At 70.3% G+C, this 14,321-nt stretch carries 16 protein-coding genes and 1 tRNA gene; 11 read left to right on the top strand and 6 right to left on the bottom strand.

Annotated elements, in window-relative coordinates:
• The first annotated feature begins 4 nt into the window (after positions 1-4).
• Positions 5-682, top strand: a complete 678-nt coding sequence (locus ACTJI8_RS12220) for a GNAT family N-acetyltransferase (protein ID WP_440734089.1) — start codon at positions 5-7, stop codon at positions 680-682.
• A 23-nt stretch (positions 683-705) separates the two neighbouring features.
• Here ACTJI8_RS12220 and ACTJI8_RS12215 read toward each other — a convergent pair whose 3' ends face one another.
• The gene (locus ACTJI8_RS12215; protein WP_440733713.1) at positions 706-2,112 is read right to left on the bottom strand and encodes an MFS transporter; all 1,407 of its coding nucleotides are present in this window, start codon (positions 2,110-2,112) and stop codon (positions 706-708) included.
• Positions 2,113-2,205: 93 nt separating this feature from the next.
• Here ACTJI8_RS12215 and ACTJI8_RS12210 point away from each other — a divergent pair, with 93 nt between their 5' ends.
• From ACTJI8_RS12210 to ACTJI8_RS12165, 10 genes are all read left to right on the top strand, one after another.
• On the top strand, positions 2,206-3,075 hold the full coding sequence (locus ACTJI8_RS12210) for a hypothetical protein (protein ID WP_440733712.1): 870 nt from the start codon (positions 2,206-2,208) through the stop codon (positions 3,073-3,075).
• Positions 3,076-3,161: 86 nt separating this feature from the next.
• A tRNA-Ala gene (locus ACTJI8_RS12205) sits at positions 3,162-3,234 on the top strand.
• 212 nt (positions 3,235-3,446) lie between these two features.
• The gene (locus tag ACTJI8_RS12200; RefSeq protein WP_440733711.1) at positions 3,447-3,998 is read left to right on the top strand and encodes a hypothetical protein; all 552 of its coding nucleotides are present in this window, start codon (positions 3,447-3,449) and stop codon (positions 3,996-3,998) included.
• A gap of 10 nt (positions 3,999-4,008) precedes the next feature.
• Positions 4,009-4,602 carry a TetR/AcrR family transcriptional regulator gene (locus ACTJI8_RS12195; protein WP_440733710.1) on the top strand — a complete coding sequence of 198 codons (594 nt, stop codon included), beginning with the start codon at positions 4,009-4,011 and terminating at the stop codon, positions 4,600-4,602.
• Between the two features lie 130 nt (positions 4,603-4,732).
• Positions 4,733-5,728, top strand: coding sequence for a formylglycine-generating enzyme family protein (locus ACTJI8_RS12190; RefSeq protein WP_440733709.1), 996 nt, complete (start codon positions 4,733-4,735; stop codon positions 5,726-5,728).
• Entirely contained in the window at positions 5,725-6,087 is a 363-nt protein-coding gene (locus ACTJI8_RS12185) for a YidH family protein (protein ID WP_440733708.1), read from the top strand. Before ACTJI8_RS12190 ends, ACTJI8_RS12185 begins: the two co-directional genes overlap by 4 nt.
• Entirely contained in the window at positions 6,084-6,425 is a 342-nt protein-coding gene (locus tag ACTJI8_RS12180) for a DUF202 domain-containing protein (RefSeq protein WP_440733707.1), read from the top strand. Before ACTJI8_RS12185 ends, ACTJI8_RS12180 begins: the two co-directional genes overlap by 4 nt.
• 98 nt (positions 6,426-6,523) lie before the next feature.
• Positions 6,524-7,063 carry a DUF308 domain-containing protein gene (locus ACTJI8_RS12175; protein ID WP_440733706.1) on the top strand — a complete coding sequence of 180 codons (540 nt, stop codon included), beginning with the start codon at positions 6,524-6,526 and terminating at the stop codon, positions 7,061-7,063.
• A gap of 22 nt (positions 7,064-7,085) precedes the next feature.
• Entirely contained in the window at positions 7,086-7,754 is a 669-nt protein-coding gene (locus ACTJI8_RS12170; protein WP_440733705.1) for a histidine phosphatase family protein, read from the top strand.
• Between the two features lie 52 nt (positions 7,755-7,806).
• Complete coding sequence (locus ACTJI8_RS12165; RefSeq protein WP_440733704.1) at positions 7,807-9,156, top strand: DUF222 domain-containing protein; 1,350 nt, start codon at positions 7,807-7,809, stop codon at positions 9,154-9,156.
• Positions 9,157-9,231: 75 nt separating this feature from the next.
• Here ACTJI8_RS12165 and ACTJI8_RS12160 read toward each other — a convergent pair whose 3' ends face one another.
• The 5 genes from ACTJI8_RS12160 to ACTJI8_RS12140 all read right to left on the bottom strand — a co-directional run bounded on the left by ACTJI8_RS12160 (position 9,232) and on the right by ACTJI8_RS12140 (position 14,305).
• A complete protein-coding gene (locus tag ACTJI8_RS12160) occupies positions 9,232-9,756 on the bottom strand; it encodes an FHA domain-containing protein (protein WP_440733703.1) in 525 nt (174 codons plus the stop codon).
• Positions 9,757-9,995: 239 nt separating this feature from the next.
• Complete coding sequence (locus ACTJI8_RS12155) at positions 9,996-12,038, bottom strand: primary-amine oxidase (protein WP_440733702.1); 2,043 nt, start codon at positions 12,036-12,038, stop codon at positions 9,996-9,998.
• A gap of 94 nt (positions 12,039-12,132) precedes the next feature.
• Entirely contained in the window at positions 12,133-13,323 is a 1,191-nt protein-coding gene (locus tag ACTJI8_RS12150) for a hypothetical protein (protein WP_440733701.1), read from the bottom strand.
• A gap of 54 nt (positions 13,324-13,377) precedes the next feature.
• The gene (locus tag ACTJI8_RS12145; protein ID WP_440733700.1) at positions 13,378-13,836 is read right to left on the bottom strand and encodes a hypothetical protein; all 459 of its coding nucleotides are present in this window, start codon (positions 13,834-13,836) and stop codon (positions 13,378-13,380) included.
• Between the two features lie 7 nt (positions 13,837-13,843).
• Positions 13,844-14,305 carry a hypothetical protein gene (locus ACTJI8_RS12140; RefSeq protein ID WP_440733699.1) on the bottom strand — a complete coding sequence of 154 codons (462 nt, stop codon included), beginning with the start codon at positions 14,303-14,305 and terminating at the stop codon, positions 13,844-13,846.
• Positions 14,306-14,321: the final 16 nt, after the last annotated feature.

Raw genomic sequence — 14,321 nt, 5'->3', positions numbered from 1 at the left:
GCCGATGCGGCATGGACCGGTCGAGCTTCGGCTCATCCGGACCAAGGACGCGCGCCCGCTGCAGCATGAGCTGGTCACCAACCGGCGCTGGCTGCAGCCGTGGGAGGCGACGCTGCCCGGCCTGCAGACCGGCATCGACATGCGGGTGAGCATCCGGCGGCTGCTGCAGCAGTACCGGGACGGCAGCGGCTATCCGTTCGTGATGGAGTACGACGGGAAGATCGCCGGTCAGCTCAACATCTGGGGCGTCATGCGCGGATCCCTGTGCTCCGCGACGATCGGCTACTGGGTCAGTGAGCGCTTCGCGGGGCACGGGATCACCCCGGCCGCCGTCGCGATGGCGACCGACCTGGCGTTCACCGATCTGGGGCTGCACCGGATCGAGATCTGCCTGCGGCCGGAGAACCGGCCGAGCCTGCGCGTCGTGCAGAAGCTCGGCTTCCGATATGAGGGTATACGCCGCCGATTCATCCACATCGACGGAGACTGGCGCGACCACCTCGCGTTCTCGCTCGTGCGCGAGGACGTGCCGGAGGGCGTGCTGAACCGCTGGGCGTCGGGGCGCGTCCCCGCGGAATGGGCGGCCGTGCCGTCGTCGGATCTGCCCTCGACCGGCGTGCAGGGCACAGCCGACGTGCAGGGCGATGTCGGGCTGCACGGGGAGGCGGGCGTCCAGGGCTGAGCGCGGCCCGCCCGTGAGGCGGCTCAGCCCTCGGCAGGATCGGTGACGGCCTCCGGGACGGGGCGGCGGATCCCGATCCACGACACGACCCCGCCGACCGCGAACAGGGTGGCGGTGACCCAGGTGGCGCTGTGGAAGCCCGCCAGGTTCAGCGTTCCGCCCACGATCGTGGAGATCATCGCGACCACGAGCAGGCCCGCCACGCGGGAGACCGCGTTGTTCACCGCCGAGGCGATGCCGGAGCGGCTCTCTTCGATCGATCCGAGGATCGCCGAGGTGAGCGGGGCGACGGTCAGCGACAGGCCGATGCCGAGCAAGATCATCGCCGGCAGCACCTGCCACCAGTAGTCGAAGTCCTCGGAGACGAGGAGAAGCAGCAGAGCACCCGCGGCCATGACCAGCGGACCGCCCGCCATGAACAGCCGCGGCCCGAGCCGCCCGGCGAGCCGACCGACGCGCGAGCTGAGCAGGATCATCAGGATCGTGATCGGCAGGCTGGCAAGGCCCGCCTCGGTGGCCTTGAGCCCGGCGCCCTGCTGCAGGTAGACGCCGATCACGAAACCGTTCAGAGACAGGGCCGCGTACACGAAGAGGGTGGACAGGTTGCCCCACGCGAAGTTGCGCACCCGGAACAGGGACAGCGGCATCAGCGGGTGCGGGCGGCGCTGGCGCAGCAGGAAGATCGCCAGCAGAGCCGCTCCGCCGACGGCGGTGATCAGGATCACGAGGGAGACCCACCCCTGATGCGGCTGCTCGATGAGCGCGTAGACCACGCCGCCGAGCCCGATGGCGCAGAGCGCCCCACTGAGCCAGTCCACCTGCGCGGTGCGCTCGTGCTCCGGCAGACGGAGCCGGCGCAGCAGCAGGAGCGTGACGGCGATCGGAAGCACGTTGATGAGGAACACGAAGCGCCAGGAGAGCAGATCCACGAACAGCCCGCCGAGCAGCGGTCCGACCAGCTGTGCGGCGGTCGTGAAGGCGGTCCAGACCCCGATCGCCCTGGACTGCACCTCGCCGCGCATCACGGCCGTGATCAGCGCAAGCGAGCTCGGTACGAGCAGGGCGCCGGCGGCGCCCTGCGCGGCACGGGCGATGATGAGCACCAGGGGAGTGGGCGCGGCCGCGACGGCGATCGAGGCGACCCCGAACGCGATCAGTCCGATCCTCATCACGAGCACCCGACCGTAGGCGTCGGAGACGGATCCGGCGAGCAGGATCAGGGCGCTGAGCGTGATCAGGTAGGCGTCCACCGCCCACTGCTGGGTGGTGATGCCGCCGCCCAGCTCGCGGCTGATCGCAGGGAGGGCGACCGTGACGACGGTGCCGTCGAGGAACGTGACGAATGATGCGAGGACAGCGACGGCGATGACGAGTCGCTGCAGAGGGGTGAACGAGGCCACGAGCCCGACCCTACTCGCCGGTGCGGACATCGGGGCCGGTCGAGGGCCTGCGCCGGCTCGGCGTGGGGTCGGCGTGCGCGTGTCGGCGCGGTCACGGGCGGGCCGTCGCATACCGTGGAGGGCATGAACGGGCCGGTGCTGAGCGGGGGCGTGATCGTCCTGGTCGCGGCGCTGCTGTGGCTGCTCTACTTCCTGCCGTCGTGGCGGGGACAGCATCAGTACGACGCCGCCGAGCGCAATGCGCTGCGGCTGAACCGCGCCCTGCGCGTGCTCGCCGAGACCAGCGAGGCGCCGCGCGAGGTGCAGCTCGAGCTGAACGCCCGCACGGCTCTCGCGCAGCAGAAGCTGGCGAAGAAGTTGCAGACAGACCGGGAGCAGGCCGATCTGCAGCTTCTGCGCGAGCAGCTCGCCTCCACGCGCGCCGATCCCGCCTTCCTGCGCGCCCGCGCTCGCCGTCGTACTCGCCTCGTCGCCACGGTGATGTTCGTCCTCGCGCTCGCCGCGTCCGGCCTGGGCGTCTGGCAGTTGGTGACCGGCGCATCATCGATCCTGCTCTGGACCGGCGGTGCTGTCGCGGTGCTCGCCCTGCTGATGCTGCAGCGTATGGCGGCGGTCGCCCATCGCGCGGCCCGCCGTGCCGCGCGCGTCGTGACGGCACCTGCGGTGGAGGAGTCGCCCGCGCGCGAGAGCGAGCTGCACGATCAGGGCCCGCGCATCTGGACGCCTCGCACGCTGCCCGAGCCGCTCACCTCCGTCGCCGGATCCCGGGCGCACGCGGCGCGTGCCACGATCGACGCCCAGACCCTTGCGCGTGAGGCCGCCCGCGCCGCCGAGCTGCAGCGCAAGGCCGATGAACTCGCCCCGCAGGCCCCCGTGGAGCTGCCCGCGCCCACGGCTGCACAGGAGTCGCCGTACACGCGGATGGGCTACGTCGACGACGCCGAGATCGAGGCGCACGTGCGTCAGCTGCTCGCCCAGCGCGCCGCGGGCTGAGCGCGAGCCGACACGCCCGGCGGGTGCTGCAGACGCCGCCGATGACGAGCGCTTCCCCGTGCCCGTGCTAGGCTGATCTGGTTCACGGGCCCATGGCGCAGTTGGTAGCGCGCCTCGTTCGCATCGAGGAGGTCAGGGGTTCAAATCCCCTTGGGTCCACCGGAACAGAAAGCCCCGAGCAGTCGCTCGGGGTTTTCGTCGTCCTCGGCTGATGATTCCTGGGGCGACATCCGAGGCCCCGGGTCTCCTCGATGTCGAGTCATTCCGGCCCGCCGTCGTCGGCCGCCTCGCGGCTGCTCCTTCGTCGCGCCCTTCCCCTTTTGTTGATACAGTCGTGCTACCAAAGTTCGAGCGGGGAAGGGTGGTGCGACATGATCCTGGCATTTGTCGTGGTGTGCGAGGTCGCGTTCTGGGTGACGATCGTCGCCGGGCTCGTCGCGCGATACGTGCTGCGCCGGCCCCGCCTCGGCGCGGGATTCCTGATCGCGGCGCCGATGATCGATGTGGTTCTCCTCTTCCTGGTCGCGTCCGACCTGCTCCGCGGCGGGACCGCGTCCTGGGAGCACGGCCTGGCGGCGGTCTACATCGGCTTCTCGATCGCGTTCGGGCGTCCGCTCATCGCCTGGGCCGACATCCGTTTCGCGCATCGCTTCGCGGGCGGGCCTCGCCCGGTCGCGCTCGCTGGGTCGGCGTATGCGAAGAAGTGCTGGAAGGATCTGCTGCGCACCCTGCTGATGGCCGCGATCGCATCGGCGATCGTCGCGATCCTCGTCCTGCTGGTCGGTGACGCAGAGCGAACGGAGGGTCTGCTCGCCGGCTTCCGCATCGTCGGAATCGTGCTGGTCGTCGACCTCCTATGGGCCGTGAGCTACACGATCTGGCCGAAGAAGCCCGCGCCGCGACCGCAGCCGGTCCGTCCCTAGACTGGCGATCATGCCCCGACTCATCGATGCGGACGAGCGCACCGCCCAGATCGCGGCCGCGTCGATGAGAGTGCTCGAGCGGGACGGTCTCGCCGGGCTTTCGGTGCGCGGTGTCGCGGAGGAGGCGGGGATCGCGACCGCGTCATTGCGCCGCGCCTTCCCCACCCAGCACGCACTGCGCGAACACTGCCTCCGCCTGATCGAGGAGCGAGCTTCCGGGCGGATCGCAGCGGCGTCGCAGCATCTGAATGGGCGTCACCTTGTCGAAGACGTGCTCTCGCAGCTTCTGCCGCTGGACAGCGAACGGCGCACCGAGCTCATCGCGCAGGTGCAGCTCGGTGTCCTCGCCCTGACGGATGCGCAGCTGCGGCCCACCGCGATCCGGCTCAACGAGGCCGTCGGCCGTGTCTGCAGTTCGATGATCCTGCACCTCCAGGGGGCAGGAGGACTCGGCGCGGGCCGCGACCCCGAGTACGAGGCGCTGCGTCTCAACGCGCTGCTCGACGGCATCGCCCTGCAGGCGCTGTGGCCTGACCGGCCACTGTCGGCGAAGGCCATGAGGGGCCTGCTCTCCCGACATCTCGACGAGCTCGCGCTGCCCTGACGGCGTTGCGCGGAGCCCCCGCGCTTCGTCGTAGGTGAATCGGCCAAGCGACAGGATCGAGCTGTGATCTTCAGGTCTCGCGGTGCGCGTGATGGCGCGCGAGCATGACGCGACAGAGGAAGATGGTCTCATGGGCGAATCGGCTTGCGGTCCCGACTGCGCCTGCGGCGCGCCGCCTCGCGACGTGCTGTCCGGCGGGCGCACGGCCCTTCCGCTGCTCGGCGCGCGGGAGGTACGCGGGGGAGACGCCGTCGGCCGGCATGCGATCGCGCAGGCGCGGATCCCCGCCGGCTCCTTCGTCATGGGCGACTCCTCGGGCGACGAGAACCGGGGCGACGGCGAGACCCCGCGGCACCGCGTGGCGCTCGAGGGCTTCGAGATCGACGCGACCACCGTCACGAACGCCGACTTCGCCCGCTTCGTCGAAGCCACCGGCTACCGCACGGAGGCGGAGACCTTCGGGTTCTCCGCTGTGTTCCATCTGGCCGTGAGTGCTCCCGACGCCGACGTCATGGGTCCCGCGGCCGGCACCCCGTGGTGGTACGGCGTGCGCGGCGCGGACTGGGCGCACCCCGGGGGATCCCGCTCGGATCTGGACGGGCTCGCCGACCACCCCGTCGTGCACGTGAGCTGGAACGACGCCGCGGCGTACTGCGCCTGGGCCGGCCGCCGGCTGCCCACCGAAGCCGAATGGGAGTACGCCGCCCGTGGCGGACTCGACGGGGCGAAGTACCCCTGGGGCGACGAGGAGCCGGACGACGGCGGATGGCGCACGAACATCTGGCAGGGCTCGTTCCCGCGCGAGAACACCCTCGACGACGGCTGGCTGACGACGGCTCCGGTGCGCGCCTTCGCCGCCAACGGCTACGGACTCTTCCAGCCGGTCGGCAACGTGTGGGAGTGGTGCGCGGACTGGTTCGACCCGCGCGCCTACGAGCGTTCCGCCGAGGCGGATCCGCGCGGCCCGTCGCTCGGCATGGCGCGCGTGCTGCGCGGCGGCAGCTACCTGTGCCACATCTCCTACTGCAACCGCTACCGCAACTCCGCGCGCAGCTCGAACACGCCCGACTCGTCGATGGGCAACGCCGGATTCCGCACCGTCTCGCTCCGAACGGAGAACGCATGAGCACCAGCCGCTTCCCCCGGCGCGTCTACGACCGCGGCGAGGAGCCGGACGCCCGATTCACGCTCGCGAACGAGCGCACGTTCCTGGCCTGGATCCGCACCTCCCTCGCGCTGCTCGCCGGCGGTGTCGCGCTCGAGGCCCTGGGTCTGGGCATGCACCCTGGCTTCCGGCACGCCGCATCGATCCTGCTCATCGTGGCGGGACTGCTGACCCCGGTGCAGGCGTGGCTGGGCTGGATGCGCACCGAGCGCTCGCTGCGGGAGGGGGCCCCGCTGGGCCCGCCGTGGATCGCGATCCCGCTCGTGCTCGTGGTCGTCACGACCGGGATCCTCGTGCTCCTCGGGGTGCTGCTGGCGTGACCGGCGAACCCGAGCGGGTCTTCGACCCCGGATTGCAGCCGGAACGCACCGCCCTGGCGTGGCGGCGCACGGCGCTGGCGCTCGCCGGCGGTTCCGTGGTGATCATGCGGATCCTGCCCGCCGTGATCGGCGCGGCGGCGCTCGTGCTCGGGTTCGCGGGGCTCGTGCTCGCCCTGGTCGTGCTGGTCGGCTCGCACCGCCGCTACCGGCGTCAGCACCGGGCCCTCACCTCGACCGAACCGGTCGTGCTGCGCTCGGGCTGGCCGGTGGTCGCTCTGACCGCCGCGACACTGCTCGTCGGGGTGCTCTGCCTGCTGTTCGTTCTGGGGAGGGGCTGACCCGGCCGGCGTGCCGCGCACCCGTACGATGTTCACGTGCCCGCCCTGCATGACCGCGCCTGGACCTTCCGAGAGCGCCTCGCTGCAGACTGCGCGGGTTGCCGTGGTGGCTCGTGGTCGCTGCGGGTGCGGTCTCGCTGACCTCGGGCGTGCTGCTGCTGGTCGCCGAGGGGGACATCGTGCTGCGCTTGCGGCTGCTGATCGGACTCGGCTTCCTGATCTCGGGTGTCGACGATCTCAGCGCAGCGCTCACGCGCGACCGAGGCCGCGCGCTGAGCATCGTGAGCGGCCTGCTGGCTGTGGCAGGCGGCCTCGCGATGTGTGCAGGCGCGGTGCCTGCCGACGTCATCGTCCTGATCGCCGCGCTGGTCTACTTGTCCAGCGGTGTGTCGAAGGTGATGGCCGTCGTGCGTGCGGAGGCTGAGACACCACGCACCGAACTCCTGTTCGGCATGCTCGACCTGGCGCTCGCTGTGCTCTGCGTGTTCCTGCCGGCGTGGGGAGTCCGTGCGCTCACCGTGGTGCTGGGCGCGCGCAGCGTGATCGTCGGCGCGCGGATCATCCCGCTCGCCTGCACGCGGCTGCGCCGGGCTCAGCGTGACGCGAGGAAGCGGCCGCTCGCCGACGGGGAGCGCTAGCGGAGGAGCGTACCTTTGCAGGGTGCAGAAACTCGCTACAGCCCTGGATCCGCTACCCGAACGCCCCGCGCCGGACAATCCGCAGGGCAAGCTCGTCCTGCTCCGCCATGGCGAGACCGAGTGGTCGCGCACCGGGCGCCACACGGGCCGCACCGACATCCCGCTCACTCCGCGCGGCGAGGAGCTGGCCCGACTGGCCGGGGCGCTCGTGACCGGATACGACTTCCGCCTCGTGCTGTCCTCTCCGCTGCAACGCGCGCGCCGCACCGCAGAGCTCGCGGGGCTGGACGCCGACATCGATCCGCTGCTCGTGGAGTGGGACTACGGCGGGTTCGAGGGCCGCACGACCAAGGACATCCGCGCGGAGCTCGGCTACAACTGGAGCGCCTTCACGCACGGCGTGATCCGTGGCGAGACCCCGGGGGAGACCGTCGAGGAGGTCGCCGCGCGGGCCTCGCGCGTGCTCACCCGGGTGCTGCCTGCGATGGTCGACGGCGACGTCGCGCTCATCGCGCACGGCCACTACCTGCGGATCCTGACCGCCGTGTTCCTGCGTCAGGCGCCGCGGTTCGGGGCCGCGATCACCCTGGACGCCGGATCCGTCTCGGTGCTCGGCTTCAACCGCGAGCAGCCCGCGATCCTGGCGTGGAACCACGGCCCGCAGCTGCCTCTGGTGCCCTCCGAGTCCTGAGAGAAGTTCGACGAGCCCTTCTCATCTTCGAAGATATGTTCTAGAATGGGGTATGGCCATCATCGATCCCTACCTCGTCCGCAGTGAGGAGATCGTGGATCGGTGCCGAGAGATCGACCGTCGGATCGCCGCTCTCGAGGCGGAGAAGTCGGCCCTGCTCGGAGCGCGGGTGCAGCTGCTCCTCGACGAGGTCCCACCCGGCGCCGACGGCTTCGAGAGCGCTGAGCGGTCGATGTTCGCGGAGATCTCCGCGGGGCTGCACATCTCCCGGGCGGCGGCCGCAAGAGCGCTCAGCACGGGTTGGTCCTTGAACGATCGATTTCCCGCGACGAGGGCCGCGCTCGCTGTGGGAGAGATCTCCCTGCGGCACGCGGTCGTGATCGTCGCCGGAGCGTCGGCGATCGACATCGCGGACCACGAGGCCGCGGCCCGCTACGAGGAGCTGGTGGTGCCGTACGCAGCAGCGGAGACGGCGCCGCGCACGGAGGCCTTCGCGAAGTCGGCGGCGGCAGCGGTGGCCCCGGAGAGCACGACCGAGAGGCATCGCCGTGCCCGCGTTGATCGGCAGGTGCGGGTCACCGACGTCGACGACGGGATGGCCTGGTTGGAGATCCTGATGCCGTCGCCGCTCGCGCACGCTGCCCATGGTCGGCTGACGGCGATCGCCCGGCGGATCCGTACGACCGGGGCTGCCGAGGTCGGCGGTGCGTTCCACGGCCCGCACGCCCCGCAGGTCGGACGAGAACTCACCGACGACGATTGGCGACGGCTGGAGCTGTTCGCGTCGATGGCCGACGATCTCCAGGAGCCGGCCCGTGATACTCGATCTCTCGATGAGATCCGCGCAGACATCGCCACGGATCTGCTGCTCGCCTCCGACACCGATCTGATCAACGAGAGCGGAATCGAGAGCATCCGCGCCACGGTGCAGGTCACGATCGCTGCATCCACGCTGACCGGCGCCGACGATCGGCCGGCGGAGCTCGACGGACGCGGTCCGATCGATGTGGATCTCGCCCGGCGCCTCGCGGCGACGGCTGACGTGTGGGACCGGCTCTTCCTCGACGCTCGCGGGATGCTCACCCGCGCCGACACGTATGCCCCCACGGAGCGGATGCGACGATTCCTACGAGCCAGGGACCAGCGCTGCCGGTTCCCGGGGTGCCGGATGCCCGCCCGTTCCTGCGACATCGACCACAACCACGACCACGCCAAAGGCGGCCGCACCGATCTCGGCAACCTGTGCTGCCTGTGCCGGGGACATCATGCGCTGAAACATCCCGACGTCGACGACCGCTGGCGATGGCACGCCATCCAACAGCCCGGGGGCGTCATCGAATGGATCAGCCCCGACGGGCGCGCCTATGTCGACGAGCCCGCACCGCGCGTCCAGTTCGTCTGACCAGCCCCGGCGGCCCGCGATCGTCGCCCCCTCGCGGTGCTCTCATCCCGCTCACCGACGGGGATGCGTGGAGCATCAGTCGGCGACCCCGGGACCACCATTCTGCTCGAGCACCGGCGGTGACGGGGGAGCGGGGATCGCGCCGGTGTGCCCTTCGCTCTCGTAGTCCGGCCGTGGTGGCTGCCGCCGCTGGTGCGCGCCCTCGCCGCCGAGTCGTCCGCCGTAGGGGCGGCCATGGTCGGCGAACTCGTCGCGCACGAACACGAAACGCCAGTCGCCGGCGGTGAAACGCGCGCCGGTGTGCAGGGTCTCGACCGAGCGGCCCTCCTCCTCGGCGGCTTTCGCGATGTTCGCGCTGGTCTGACCGGGAGCGAGCATCTCGAGGTCGTAGTCGTCGTGGCCGTCATGGCGGATGATCGCGTGCACCGCGGCGATGCCCTCGAGGCGGATCTGGCAGTCCGCATCGGAACCGATCCGCGTCTCGTCCTCGGTGATCTCGTGCACCAGGTGGGTGTCTTCGCGAGTGATCAGCAGGTGAGGATGCCCTGCGCCCCAGTCCGCGTGCGTCGTGGTGCCGCGCTGCTGCTCCTGCGTGTTCATTTCGGACCTCCTTCGCGGAGTCCGGGCGGCGTGGATCATCGCTCCAAGACGCTCAGTGGGATGTCGCCACGGCCTCTCGCCTATCGCGATCGTAGCCCCGTCCGAGGCCTCCGGCGCCGGTTCCGGGAAACCCGTCGCTGCGACGTCCGGAGCGACCGCCGTCCCGCGGATCCGGGCCTGAAGAGAGCTTCAGAGACCGGATCCGCAGGGCCCTTCGACAGGCTCAGGGACCGGAACGCTCAGCCGTGGTGATCGTGCCTGTGGCCTTCGTCGTGCGTGTGCGCTTCGCCGTGCGCATGCGTGTGCGCTTCGCCGTGCCCGTGACCGGCGCCGTGGTCGCAGTGGCACTCCCCGCCGCCGCAGGCGCACGCAGCGCCCTTGACCGAGCGAGGGGCGTCCAGCGAGGGATTGCGGTCGAAGAACCCGAACGGCTTGAGCCAGAACGAGATCGTGTCGGCCGGCATGATCGGCCAGTCCTCGGCACGGGTGATGTGGTGGATCCCGAAGTTGTACCAGAGCACCACGTCCTCGTCGACGAGGTTCTCGTCATCCGCGATCCATGCCGTCATGCCGTTGCCGAGGTCGTCGACGGCCTGCGTCGGGTAGTCGCCCGCGGGCCAGAACTGGTCGTCGTGGTGCCGCGTCACCCAGACCGTCTTGCCGATGACCGGGTTGCGCTTCAGGATCGGCGAGGACTCGTCGAACATCGCCGGGAAGGATGCCGAGGGCACGAGCTTGTAGGAGACGGGGGCGCCCCACGCGTTCAGCTTGTTCGGGTTCTGCACCTTCCACCCGCGCTGGCGCTCCCAATTGAAGCTGCGGCCCGCCTCCGCCTCGGAGCGGATGACCGTGGCCTGCGTGTTCAGGTCGAGGCCGAACGGGTTCGACTCCGAGATCGGCGCGGGCATCGAGTCGGACTCCACGACGGTATTGCCATCCCCGTCGATGTCCAGGTCGAGGCGGGCGATGAGGAAGTGCTGGTGGAACGGCGCGTAGGTGCGGGTGTCGATCGTCGTCCCCGTGGCCTTGCCGTCCTGCCCTTCCGCCATGGGCGTGGTCACCATGATGCCGGTGGCGCGCACCTCGCACTCGATGTTGCCGTCCTGGTAGAAGCGCCAGTACACGAGGTACTCGTAGTTGGCGACCGTGGCGTGCACTGACACCACGAACCGGCGCTGCCGGCGCACCTCGGTGCCGGAGTCGGGATCCACGTGCTTCCACAGCACGGCGTTGTCCTCCTCGTGCAGGCAGATCGCGTTGGTGATCGTCCAGGGCTGACCGGCGGTGTCGGGCAGCACGGCATCGAGGTAGGTGATCTCGCCAAGACAGTCGCAGCCGAGCTCGAGCGAGGTGCACATGTATCCGAGGCCCCACTCGCCGATGTCGAACGCGGTGCGCCGGTAGTGGTCGAAGCTGGAGTCCCGGTAGGGCACGATCATCTCGGCGAAGGACATGCGGTAGGCGATCTCGCGCCGGGTGCCCTGGTCGTCGAAGCCGACCTGGTAGATGACCGGCCCCTCGCGGTAGTTGAACCCGAGCTGGAAGTCCCAGTTCTGCCAGCGGATCCGGGATCCGTCGACGGTGAAGGAGACGCCCTCGGGCTGCACGATCTGCAGCGGCTTGAGATCCTCGCGCGGTGTGATGCCGGCCAGTTCGGGCACGTATTCGCCGTGCACGTCGGGGAAGCCGTAGTCGTGGTGATCCTCGATCTCGAGCACCTCGAGCGTGTTCATGTCGACGATGATCTTCAGCCCGCTCACGGGATGCGCGTACGGGTTGCCATCCGGCGTCGCACGCATCCACAGATCGACCCAGCCGAGGCGCCGGTCGCGCCACTGCTCGGGGAGCACGGCTCCGCCGTAGGTCCATACGTCGAACAGCACGAGGTCGACGTCGTCGATGCCGCGGGCCGCGAGCGCGGCGCGCACCTCGGGGTTCTCCTTCATCGCGTGATCGCAGTCGTGGTACTCGTCGATCGTGAAGTTGGGGGTGACGCCCGGCACGTGCTTCCACGACTCCACGGTGTCGTCCGTGAGGTTCACGACGGCCTCATAGACCTCGTTGGTCTGCTTGCGCCAGAGCACCGAGAGCGAGCGCCGCACGATCGGATCCCCGTCGCGCCAGGCCTTCACCTCGGTCTTCGGCGGCTCCTTGAGGATGATCGAGGCGTACCGCCAGCCGGCATCGATGCCGTGCTCGCGGGCGAGAACGGCGGCGGTGGCGGAGAACTCCGCTCCGGTGAGCGAGTCCAGGGGGTGCGACGGCGTGGGCTGCTGCGACATAGGGGTCCCGATCGGTCGATCCGGGGCACGCGCCGATGCGCGCCCCAGCGGACTTAGAGTCTGCCAGTCCGGCGCGGAGTTCGCATCGACAGGATCAGCCGATCTCCACGCCGGTCCGGGCGTCGAAACGCCGGGTCGTCGTCTTGTACACCCCGTCACTGTCGACGTCGATGACGAGCGGTCCCTGCAGTCGGCGGATCATCACGTTCGAGATCACGATGCCGGGGGCGTCCGCGCGCACGGTCGCGACCGCGCGGCGCACGACGTCCGGGTCGACCTCGTCGATCGAGAACCCGCCCTGGGACGAGGTGAGCTCACTGGTCCAGGACAGGCTGAGGGATCCGTTCCGGTAGGCGTAACTGTCCTCGCCCTCCGGATCCGTCGCGCTCCTCGCATCGATCGACCAGTAGGTGTCGAAGATCACCACGGACTCCAGGCTGCGGCCGCGCAGCTGACGGCGCAGATCGGTGAGATCGAGGTCGAGGACCGCGGAGTCCCAGACGCCCTGGACGTGTCCGCTGAGGCGCTGCGGCATCTCCTCGATCAGCGCGACGGCGCGTTGCGGCGTGGAGAACACCCAGACGGTGCCGAGCGCGAACCCGCCGGCGACGCAGAGCATGATGATCACGAGGTTCGCCAGGATCCGGCCGGCGCGGCCGGCGGTCGAGGGGGTCTCCGAGGGCGACGGGCCGGCGGCCTGCGCCGTCGGAGGCGTCGTCGCGGCGACTGATGCCGCGGTGAGACCGTCGTAGCGCGCCGGTGCGTCGCGCAGCGCGACCTTCCACTGCGCATCGGGCGCGGGATCCAGCACGGGGCGCGCACCGGGCGTCGTCGCCAGCACCACGTAGCGCCCGGTGAAGAAGCCGGGCAGTTCGCCCATGGTGATGAGCTGCGAGAACACCTCGCGGCGCGGAGCGCCGGCGCGGGGGAACACCGTGACCGTGAATTCATACAGGTGGTGGAAGTTACGCACGGTGACCCCCTGCTCGCGCAGGGACTCGATGCGGGCGATCTCGCGGGGAGCGGAGGCGGAGAGAACCGGGGGAGCGCCGAGCAGGGCACCGCGCCCGGCGCTCGGGCGCCCCGGCGAGCCCGAGCCGAGCCCGGCCACCGTGCTGAGGATCAGGATCGTCGGCACGACGGTCGTGGCGACGAGGAGGGCGATGACGAACGCGATCGTCGCCGTCTCGGCGCTGCCGAGGACGAACCCGAGGATCGAGGCGAGGACGGTGCCGATCGCCATCCAGAAGAGGACGAGGATCCCTCGTCGCACCCAGCTGTTCATGTCATGCTCCTCGCTCTCGGGTCAGGGTCTTGTGGGGGGTGGGCCGCGCTCGCGTCACCCGAGCAGCAGGGCCTGCGGGTCGTCGGGGGAGACGCGGAAGGGCAGCACGGCGCCCGGGCGCCAGTTGTGCAGGGCCGGCTCGGCGATGACCGTGCGGTAGGTCGCCCGGTACGGCTCGCGGCCCTCGATCCGCACGTCCAGGAGCACGGCGTACACCGTCAGGCCGTCGGCGGAAGAAGGGCCTTCGGGTGTGCACGCGAGCACCGTGCCGGACGCGGGCAGGCCGCGCTGGTGGAACGCCAGATTCGCGAACGGATCGGCCGTCGCCGCACCGTACGGTCCGCCGGGTCCGCTCCGGGCCGCTGCGGCGTGCGGATCCGCGAAGGCCTCCGCGACGCGCCCCCATTGCTCCGCGATGTCGGCCGACTGGCGGATCGTGTCCCGCATGGACGGAAGGGGCGGCAGCTCGCGCGTCACGCGCAGCAGGCGCAGCAGGTCGCGGATCACGCCCATGATGCGCTCAGCTCGTCAGGGCGATGTTCTGCGGATCCGCCGGGTCGACGGCAATGCCGTGCGCGGATCCGATCGCGTAGTTGCCGATGAACTGCGCGGCGACCATCTCCCGCTTGGCGACCGTGTAGGGCGCGGCACCCGGAATCGTCACCTCGACCTCGATCCGAAACCAGGCGTTGCCCGCTGTACGCTCTCCCGTGTCGACGGCACCCGTGATGATGCCGGTCCCCGGCGTGCCGATCGCGATCACCCGGTTGAGCTCCTGACCGTAGGCGTTCAGCACATCGTGGTCGGCCTGCATCTGTGCCCGCAGGTCTGCGCTCTCCGCGGCGATGGGCAGCGAGCCGTCCGAGTATCCCGCCTGGGCGAGTTGCTGTGCGGCGAGCTGTTGTGCGGCCTGCGCCTGCACAGCCATCGTCTGCGGGTCGATGCCGGCGAGTGCGTTCTTGGCGCGATCGAAGAGTCCCATGATCTGTACCTCCTGT

Source organism: Microbacterium sp. 22303 (assembly GCF_052045265.1).
In the GTDB taxonomy this organism is placed as follows: Bacteria; Actinomycetota; Actinomycetes; order Actinomycetales; family Microbacteriaceae; genus Microbacterium.
Note: the sequence above shows the minus strand (reverse complement) of the source record. Positions and strands in the feature narration are given on the sequence as shown.

Bases quoted from the DNA above. Each gene is read 5' to 3' on its own strand.
- ACTJI8_RS12220 (WP_440734089.1), top strand. From the start codon at position 5: ATGCGGCATGGACCGGTCGAGCTTCGGCTCATCCGGACCAAGGACGCG.
- ACTJI8_RS12215 (WP_440733713.1), bottom strand. From the start codon at position 2,112: ATGTCCGCACCGGCGAGTAGGGTCGGGCTCGTGGCCTCGTTCACCCCT.
- ACTJI8_RS12210 (WP_440733712.1), top strand. From the start codon at position 2,206: ATGAACGGGCCGGTGCTGAGCGGGGGCGTGATCGTCCTGGTCGCGGCG.
- ACTJI8_RS12200 (WP_440733711.1), top strand. From the start codon at position 3,447: ATGATCCTGGCATTTGTCGTGGTGTGCGAGGTCGCGTTCTGGGTGACG.
- ACTJI8_RS12195 (WP_440733710.1), top strand. From the start codon at position 4,009: ATGCCCCGACTCATCGATGCGGACGAGCGCACCGCCCAGATCGCGGCC.
- ACTJI8_RS12190 (WP_440733709.1), top strand. From the start codon at position 4,733: ATGGGCGAATCGGCTTGCGGTCCCGACTGCGCCTGCGGCGCGCCGCCT.
- ACTJI8_RS12185 (WP_440733708.1), top strand. From the start codon at position 5,725: ATGAGCACCAGCCGCTTCCCCCGGCGCGTCTACGACCGCGGCGAGGAG.
- ACTJI8_RS12165 (WP_440733704.1), top strand. From the start codon at position 7,807: ATGGCCATCATCGATCCCTACCTCGTCCGCAGTGAGGAGATCGTGGAT.
- ACTJI8_RS12160 (WP_440733703.1), bottom strand. From the start codon at position 9,756: ATGAACACGCAGGAGCAGCAGCGCGGCACCACGACGCACGCGGACTGG.
- ACTJI8_RS12155 (WP_440733702.1), bottom strand. From the start codon at position 12,038: ATGTCGCAGCAGCCCACGCCGTCGCACCCCCTGGACTCGCTCACCGGA.
- ACTJI8_RS12150 (WP_440733701.1), bottom strand. From the start codon at position 13,323: ATGAACAGCTGGGTGCGACGAGGGATCCTCGTCCTCTTCTGGATGGCG.
- ACTJI8_RS12145 (WP_440733700.1), bottom strand. From the start codon at position 13,836: ATGGGCGTGATCCGCGACCTGCTGCGCCTGCTGCGCGTGACGCGCGAG.
- ACTJI8_RS12140 (WP_440733699.1), bottom strand. From the start codon at position 14,305: ATGGGACTCTTCGATCGCGCCAAGAACGCACTCGCCGGCATCGACCCG.